This is a genomic window from Klebsiella sp. MS 92-3 (assembly GCF_000195655.1).
Classification (GTDB): Bacteria; Pseudomonadota; Gammaproteobacteria; order Enterobacterales; family Enterobacteriaceae; genus Klebsiella; species Klebsiella pneumoniae.
The window spans coordinates 1-8,200 of sequence record NZ_GL882788.1 but is presented as its reverse complement, the minus strand read 5'-3'; the positions used below and the strand labels follow the sequence as shown (position 1 = coordinate 8,200).

Below are 8,200 nucleotides of genomic sequence, written 5' to 3'. Positions count from 1 at the left end.
CAGCAAAAGTTCGATTTATTCAACAAAGCCCATTCCGTCCTGATAAGTTGGTCGGATAAGGCGCTCGCGCCGTATCCGACATTAATTTCTTAAGCGACTTCATTCACCTGGCGACGCAGCAGAGAAAGTGGGCCGGGGCCGCTAAGCGTGAACACGGAAATTAAGGTGAAGCCCAGCGCCACCAGACCCAGCACCAGGTAAGCGCCCTGGAAACCGATGCTTTCATACATATTGCCCGCCAGAATAGACATAAAAATCATCGCCAGTTGCTTAAAGAAGCAGAAACAGACCAGATAAATCGTCGCTGAAAAACGCACTTCAAACTGGCTGGTAATATATTTAAAGCAGCCCACCAGCAGGAACGGTACTTCAAACATATGCAGCGTTTTCAGAATAACCACTTCCAGTGCTGAGGTAGCGAACGATGAGCCAATAATACGTACTGACATAATAGTGCCAGCCAGCAGCAGGGCGTTTTTCCCACCGATGCGATTAATGATCAGTGGCGCAAAAAACATAATCGAGGCGTTAAGTAATTCGCCCATTGTCGTTACGTAGCCAAATACCCGCGTACCCTGTTCACCGGTAGCAAAGAACGAAGTAAAGAAATTAGCAAACTGTTGGTCAAAAACATCGTAGGTGCAGGAAACGCCAATAACATACAGTGACAAAAACCACAGTTTTGGCTGTCTGAACAGTTCCAGCGCCAGCTTAAGGCTAAATGCCGAATGGTTGGCACCTACCGCATTGGCAACCGTGGCAGAAGAGGGCGCATCCGTTTTGGCGAAAAAGAGTAAAACGGCGAGGATGAATGCACAGCCAGAACCCAGCCAGAAAACAAACTGATTATTGATGGTGAACATGATGCCGACAATCGAGGCACACAGCGCCCAGCCAACACAGCCAAACATCCGCGCGCGACCATATTCGAAATTACTGCGACGGCTGACTTTCTCGATAAATGCCTCTACTGCTGGCGCACCGGCGTTAAAACAAAAGCCTAGATAAATACCACCAACAATCGATCCTACTAAAATGTTGTATTGTAACAGTGGCCCGAAGATAAAAATAAAGAACGGCGCAAACATCACTAACATGCCGGTAATAATCCACAGCAGGTATTTGCGCAGCCCGAGTTTGTCAGAAAGCAGACCAAACAGCGGTTGGAATAATAGCGAGAACAGAGAAATAGCGGCAAAAATAATACCCGTATCACTTTTGCTGATATGGTTGATGTCATGTAGCCAAATCGGGAAAAACGGGAAGTAGGCTCCCATGATAAAAAAGTAAAAGAAAAAGAATAAACCGAACATCCAAAAGTTTGTGTTTTTTAAATAGTACATAATGGATTTCCTTACGCGAAATACGGGCAGACATGGCCTGCCCGGTTATTATTATTTTTGACACCAGAGCAACTGGTAATGGTAGCTACCGGCGCTAAGCTGGAATTCCGCCGACACTGACGGGCTCCAGGAGTCGTCGCCACCAATCCCCATATGGAAACCGTCGATATTCAGCCATGTGCCTTCTTCCGCGTGCAGCAGATGGCGATGGCTGGTTTCCATCAGTTGCTGTTGACTGTAGCGGCTGATGTTGAACTGGAAGTCGCCGCGCCACTGGTGTGGGCCATAATTCAATTCGCGCGTCCCGCAGCGCAGACCGTTTTCGCTCGGGAAGACGTACGGGGTATACATGTCTGACAATGGCAGATCCCAGCGGTCAAAACAGGCCGCAGTAAGGCGGTCGGGATAGTTTTCTTGCGGCCCTAATCCGAGCCAGTTTACCCGCTCTGCTACCTGCGCCAGCTGGCAGGTCAGGCCAATCCGCGCCGGATGTGGCGTATTGCTCGCCACTTCAACATCAACGGTAATCGCCATTTGACCACTTCCATCAATCCGGTAGGTTTTCCGGCTGATAAATAAGGTTTTCCCCTGATGCTGCCACGCGTGGACCGTGGTAATCAGCACCGCGTCGGCAAGCGTATCTGCCGTGCACTGCAACAACGCTGCTTCGGCCTGGTAATGGCCCGCCGCCTTCCAGCGTTCGACCCAGGCGTTAGGGTCAATGCGGGTCGCTTCACTTACGCCAATGTCGTTATCCAGCGGTGCGCGGGTGAACTGATCGCGCAGCGGCGTCAGCAGTTGTTTTTTATCGCCAATCCACATCTGTGAAAGAAAGCCTGACTGGCGGTTAAATTGCCAACGCTTATTATCCAGCTCGATGCAAAAATCCGTTTCGCTGGTGGTCAGTTGCGGGATGGCGTGGGGCGCGGAGGGGAGTGTCACGCTGAGGTTTTCCGCCAGACGCCACTGCTGCCAGGCGCTGATGTGTCCGGCTGCTGACCATGTGGTCGCGTTCGGTTGCACTACGTGAACCGTTAGCCAGAGTTGTCCGGCGCTCTTCGGCTGCGGTAGTCCAGGCAGTTCAATCAACTGTTTACCTTGTGGAGCGACATCCAGAGGCACTTCACCGCTTGCCAGCGGCTTGCCATCCAGCGCCACCATCCAGTGCAGGAGCTCGTTATCGCTATGACGGAACAGGTATTCGCTGGTCACTTCGATGGTTCGCCCGGATAAACTGAACTGGAAAAACTGCTGCTGGTGTTTTGCTTCCGTCAGCGCCGGATGCGGCGTGCGGTCGGCAAAGACCAGACCGTTCATGCAGAACTGGCGATCATTCGGCGTATCGCCAAAATCACCGCCGTAAGCCGACCACGGATTGCCATTTTCATCATATTTAATCAGCGACTGATCCACCCAGTCCCAGACGAAGCCGCCCTGTAAACGGGGGTACTGACGAAACGCCTGCCAGTATTTAGCGAAGCCGCCAAGACTGTTACCCATCGCGTGGGCGTATTCGCAAAGGATCAGCGGGCGCGTCTCTCCAGGCAACGAAAGCCATTTTTTGATGGACCATTTCGGCACAGCCGGGAAGGGCTGGTCTTCATCCACGCGCGCGTACATCGGGCAAATAATATCGGTTGCGAAGGTGTCGGCTCCGCCGCCTTCATACTGTACCGGGCGGGAAGGATCGACAGATTTGATCCAGCGATAGAGTGCGTCGTGATTAGCGCCGTGGCCTGATTCATTCCCCAGCGACCAGATGATCACACTCGGGTGATTACGATCGCGCTGCACCATTCGCGTTACGCGTTCGCTCATCGCGGGTAGCCAGCGCGGATCATCGGTCAGACGATTCATTGGCACCATGCCGTGGGTTTCAATGTTGGCTTCATCCACCACATACAGGCCGTAGTGGTCGCACAGCGTGTACCACAGCGGATGGTTCGGATAATGCGAACAGCGCACGGCGTTAAAGTTGTTCTGCTTCATCAGCAGGATATCCTGCACCATCGTCTGCTCATCCATGACCTGACCATGCAGAGGATGATGCTCGTGACGGTTAACGCCGCGAATCAGCAACGGCTTGCCGTTCAGCAGCAGCAGACCATTTTCAATCCGCACCTCGCGGAAACCGACATCGCAGGCTTCTGCTTCAATCAGCGTGCCGTCGGCGGTGTGCAGTTCAACCACCGCACGATAGAGATTCGGGATTTCGGCGCTCCACAGTTTCGGGTTTTCGACGTTCAGACGTAGGGTGACGTGATCGGCATAACCACCACGCTCATCGATAATTTCACCGCCGAAAGGCGCGGTGCCGCTGGCGACCTGCGTTTCACCCTGCCACAAAGAAACCGTCACCCGCAGCTCATCGCGCAGCTCGCCGTACATCTGAACGTCTGCCTCCAGTACAGCGCGGCTGAAATCATCATTAAAGTGAGTGGCTACATGGAAATCGCTGATTTGCGTGCTCGGTTTATGCAGCAACGAGACGTCACGGAAAATGCCGCTCATCCGCCACATATCCTGATCTTCCAGATAACTGCCGTCACTCCAGCGCAGCACCATCACCGCGAGGCGGTTTTCTCCGGCGTGTAAAAATGCGCTCAGGTCAAATTCAGACGGCAAACGACTGTCCTGTCCGTAACCGACCCAGCGCCCGTTGCACCACAAATGAAACGCCGAGTTAACACCATCAAAAATAATTCGCGTCTGGCCTTCCTGTAGCCAGCTTTCATCAATATTAAATGTGAGCGAGTAACAACCCGTCGGATTCTCCGTGGGAACATACGGCGGATTGACCGCAATGGGATAGGTCACGTTGGTGTAGATAGGCGCATCGTAACCGTGCATCTGCCAGTTTGAGGGGACGATGACAGTATCGGCGTCAGGAAGATCGCGCTCCAGCCAGCTTTCTGGTACCGCTTCTGGTGCCGGAAACCAGGCAAAGCGCCATTCACCATTCAGGCTGCGCGACTCTTGGGAAGGGCGATCGGTGCGAGCCTCTTCGCTATTACGCCAGCTGGCGAAAGGGGGATGTGCCGCAAGGCGATTAAGTTGGGTAACGCCAGGGTTTTCCCAGTCACGACGTTGTAATACGACGGCCAGTGAATCCGTAATCATTGTCATAGTTGTATCCTGTGTGAATTGTTATCCGCTCACATTTTCGCATAACATACGAGCCGGACACATAGAGTGTAAAGCCTGGGGTGCCTAATGAGTGAGCTGACTCACATTAATTGCGTTGCGCTCACTGCCCGCTTTCAAGTCGGGAAACTTGTCGTGCCAGCTGCATTAAGGAATCTGCCAACGTGCGGGGAGAGGTGGTTTGCGTATTGGGCGGTAGGGTGGTTTTTCTTTTCACCAGTGAGACGGGCAACAGCTGATTGCTCTTCACCGCCTGGCCCTGAGAGAGTTTCAGCAAGCGGTCCACGCTAGTTTTCCCCAGCAGGCGAAAATCCTGTTTGATGGTGGTTAACGGCGGGATATAACACGAGCTGTCTTCGGTATCGTCGTATCCCACTACCGAGATATCCGCACCAACGCGCAGCCCGGACTCGGTAATAGCGCGCATTGCGCCCAGCGCCATCTGATCGTTGGCAACCAGCATCGCAGTGGGAACGATGCCCTCATTCAGCATTTGCATAGTTTGTTGAAAACCGGACATGGCACTCCAGTCGCCTTCCCGTTCCGCTATCGGATGAATTTGATTGCGTGTGAGATATTTATGCCAGTCCGCCAGACGCAGACGCGCCGAGACAGAACTTAATGGACCGGCTAACAACGCGATTTGCTGGTGACCCAATGCGATCAGATGCTCCACGCCCAGTCGCGTACCGTCTTCATGGGAAAAAATAATACTGTTGATGGGAGTCTGGTCAGAGACATCAAGAAATAGGGCCGGAACATTAGCGCAGGCAGCTTCCACAGCAATGGCATCCTCGTCATCCAGCGGATAGTTAATGATCAGACCACTGACGCGTTGCGCGAGAAGGTTATGTACCGCCGCTTTACAGGCTTCGACGCTGCTTCGTTCTACCATCGACACCACCACGCTGGCACCCAGTTGATCGGCGCGAGATTTAATCGCCGCGACAATTTGCGACGGCGCGTGCAGGGCCAGACTGGAGGTAGCAACGCCAATCAGCAACGACTGTTTGCCCGCCAGTTGTTGTGCCACGCGGTTGGGAATGTAGTTCAGCTGCGCCATCGCCGCTTCCACCTTTTCCCGCGTTTTCGCAGAGACGTGGCTGGCCTGGTTCACCACGCGGGAAACGGTCTGATAAGAGACACCGGCATACTCTGCGACATCGTATAGCGTTACTGGTTTCACATTTACCACCCTGAATTGACTCTCTTCGGGTGCTATCATGCCATACCACGAAATGTTTTGCGCCATTCGGAGGGGGCACGCCGAAGTGAGATTCAAAATGCCGACGTCAGTTCACAGGTGGGTAATGATACCAACGTGTTGATTTCGTATTTTCACTGACACCAGGATCATCCTGATGTTACAAGGATTGAATGACTACAGATTAAAATAGTCATCAACAGGTTGACAGCATTACCGACTGACCTTATCCATAGCGGTAACCTGACCGTTAACGAAATTAACCGCTCAGCCGGATTTCTCATCAACAGTTTTGATTTGCCGGGCATTGGTATATTCATGGGCATCAGCGCCCGCTTTCTGCGTATTTTTCGATTTGCACTGCCGGGGGCACTGGCGGGTATCGCGTTCCGCACACTTTTACATTTATTTATCTGGTGACTGACCTTTTTAAGGAGACAGAATGAAAGCCGTTGGTTTCTGGCAACCCGGGGAAAGTACATCCGTTATTGAAGATTTGTCGCTTCCCCACCCATCCATGCCCAAGGGGCGTGATCTTTTGATCAGAGTCAGGGCGGTCGCGGTTAACCCACGGGACCTGAAAAGCCGGCGAAACATCAGTCCCTCTGCAGGCAATCCGGTAGTTATGGGATACGACGCTTCCGGTGTTGTTGAAGCAACCGGACCAGATGTGACGCTGTTCAGGCCAGGTGACCACGTTTTCTATGCCGGTGTGCTCGATCGCCAGGGAGCCAACGCAGAGTTTCAGCTGGTTGACGAACGCATTACGGGGATAAAGCCGGCAGCACTAAGTTTTGAAGCTGCAGCGTCGGTTCCTCTGACCGGTCTGACAGCCTGGGAAATGTTATTTGATCGTCTGCAGTTGTCAGTGAACGGAGATGCTGATCAGACCCTGTTGATGCTTGGCGGTGCGGGCGGAGTCCCTTGTATGGCTATACAGCTTGCCCGCACTCTGAGTCGGGTGAACATCATCGGGACTGCCTCCCGGCAGGAGAGTGTCAGAGCGGTTCGCGGGTTTGGTGCGCATTATGTCCTGGATCATTCATGTGCGCTTGCGCCACAGGTTGCCAGCCTTGCTGGACTCCCTCCCATTACCCGGATTTTCTCAACGTACACCACGCCATCTGCCTGGGAAAATATGGCCGAAATTATTGCCCCACAAGGCCGTATCGGACTCATCGACGACCCTGAACCACTGGATCTGCGTTTGATCAAATTTAAGAGCGTTTCTGTTCACTGGGAGGCAATGTTTACCCGCCCCATGCATGCTACTGCGGACATGTCTAAACAGCATGATATTCTTAACAAACTCTCATGCATGCTGGATTCCGGTAAGCTCAAACCTCCGTTGCTGGCAGAGTATGGCAGGCTGAATGCTAAAGCACTTCGCCGGGCTCATGAGGACATGGAAAATAAAAATGTGAACGGGAAAATTGTTTTTTCAGGGTTCTGATGAACAGGCCTGTCAGAGTAAAAAAAGATTCGGGTTCAGCACAATGCTGAATTCTGTCTGGCTATAGAGTAAGAATCGTACCGGAATTGAGCATTTACCCTCAGTACCTGCGGATGAAAAAGCAGTCTGCCCTGACATACTGAATAATCCCTTCTCATAAGATGCCTCTCTTTTGCTGTTTAAAGAGCTGAGCAGTCCGGGCGGAGACTGACCTCGTTCCGCTTTCCAAGCGACCCCCTTGTTGAAAGTGCGACAAAAGAGATAGGGCGAATGACTATACTTCGCTCATAGCTGCCCGTCATGCCAGCTCAAAAAACAGGCTTAACGTAGGATATTTTCCGTTTTCCAAGCGGCCCCCATATTGAATGGCTGACGGTACTGGATTTCGATGAGATAAAAATAGACCGTATTTTTATTGCCAATATTGATGACCCGGTGAAGCGAGCGCTACTTGTTTCTGTGGTGAAAGGGTTACGTGGTACTGGCAAACCACTGGTGTTTGAAGGGGTGGAAACGCCAGGACAGTTTGAATTCGTCCGTTCTCTTGGCCCCGGTTACCTAGTTCAGGGCTGGTATACCGGAAAACCCGAAACAATATCTGCGATGAATATTCAGGGTTAAAACGATACGGGGCCCGGCCCGTATCGGCAACCCGACCCGTCAGCGTATCGCTTTCTGTCTGAAGCCGGTTCAGGTCGGCTTCTATCTGCGCGATGCGGCGGGAGATTTATTCAGAACGACTGCCGAAGTTCATCCGGCGAAGCTTATCCAGCTGCGCCTGCAGATGGTCTATTTCGCGCTCCCGGTCGGCCTGCTTTTCCAGCAGGGCGCGGTTCAGCGCTTCCTGTTCGGAAAGGCGCTGTTTCAGCAGAAGGATGTCGTCAGGGGGAGGTGTTGTTCATAAGCCCGCATTTTACCAGGCTTATTCAACGACAACCAGGATAAAGAGGCCTACAACATGGTCAGGGACGTAAGCAGTCTTTTAGGCTGCCGCCAGTCGATGCCTTCCAGAAGCATTGCCAGCTGCGCCGGGGTCAGGAACACTTTGCCATCGCG

General features: G+C 52.6%; 6 protein-coding genes and 2 pseudogenes. 3 read left to right on the top strand and 5 right to left on the bottom strand.

Annotated elements, in window-relative coordinates:
- Positions 1 to 89 precede the first annotated feature (89 nt).
- From lacY to lacI, 3 genes are all read right to left on the bottom strand, one after another.
- Positions 90 to 1,343 carry a lactose permease gene (gene lacY, locus HMPREF9538_RS17510; RefSeq protein WP_003846917.1) on the bottom strand — a complete coding sequence of 418 codons (1,254 nt, stop codon included), beginning with the start codon at positions 1,341 to 1,343 and terminating at the stop codon, positions 90 to 92.
- A gap of 51 nt (positions 1,344 to 1,394) precedes the next feature.
- The gene (lacZ, locus tag HMPREF9538_RS17515) at positions 1,395 to 4,469 is read right to left on the bottom strand and encodes a beta-galactosidase (protein WP_004152287.1); all 3,075 of its coding nucleotides are present in this window, start codon (positions 4,467 to 4,469) and stop codon (positions 1,395 to 1,397) included.
- Between the two features lie 121 nt (positions 4,470 to 4,590).
- The gene (gene lacI, locus HMPREF9538_RS17520; protein ID WP_004152286.1) at positions 4,591 to 5,673 is read right to left on the bottom strand and encodes a DNA-binding transcriptional repressor LacI; all 1,083 of its coding nucleotides are present in this window, start codon (positions 5,671 to 5,673) and stop codon (positions 4,591 to 4,593) included.
- A 222-nt stretch (positions 5,674 to 5,895) separates the two neighbouring features.
- Between lacI and HMPREF9538_RS33195 the strand changes: the two genes are divergently transcribed.
- The 3 genes from HMPREF9538_RS33195 to HMPREF9538_RS29730 all read left to right on the top strand — a co-directional run bounded on the left by HMPREF9538_RS33195 (position 5,896) and on the right by HMPREF9538_RS29730 (position 7,765).
- Entirely contained in the window at positions 5,896 to 6,111 is a 216-nt protein-coding gene (locus HMPREF9538_RS33195; RefSeq protein ID WP_004152285.1) for a hypothetical protein, read from the top strand.
- A gap of 22 nt (positions 6,112 to 6,133) precedes the next feature.
- A complete protein-coding gene (locus HMPREF9538_RS17530; protein WP_004152284.1) occupies positions 6,134 to 7,144 on the top strand; it encodes a zinc-binding alcohol dehydrogenase family protein in 1,011 nt (336 codons plus the stop codon).
- 333 nt (positions 7,145 to 7,477) lie between these two features.
- A complete protein-coding gene (locus HMPREF9538_RS29730; protein WP_165765869.1) occupies positions 7,478 to 7,765 on the top strand; it encodes an EAL domain-containing protein in 288 nt (95 codons plus the stop codon).
- A gap of 22 nt (positions 7,766 to 7,787) precedes the next feature.
- Here the strand turns inward: HMPREF9538_RS29730 and HMPREF9538_RS29725 are convergent.
- Together HMPREF9538_RS29725 and HMPREF9538_RS32565 are read right to left on the bottom strand one after the other, a co-directional pair.
- Positions 7,788 to 8,046, bottom strand: a pseudogene (locus tag HMPREF9538_RS29725) (IS66 family transposase); the annotation flags it as partial.
- Positions 8,047 to 8,095: 49 nt separating this feature from the next.
- A pseudogene (locus tag HMPREF9538_RS32565) lies at positions 8,096 to 8,200 on the bottom strand (IS66 family insertion sequence element accessory protein TnpB); the annotation flags it as partial.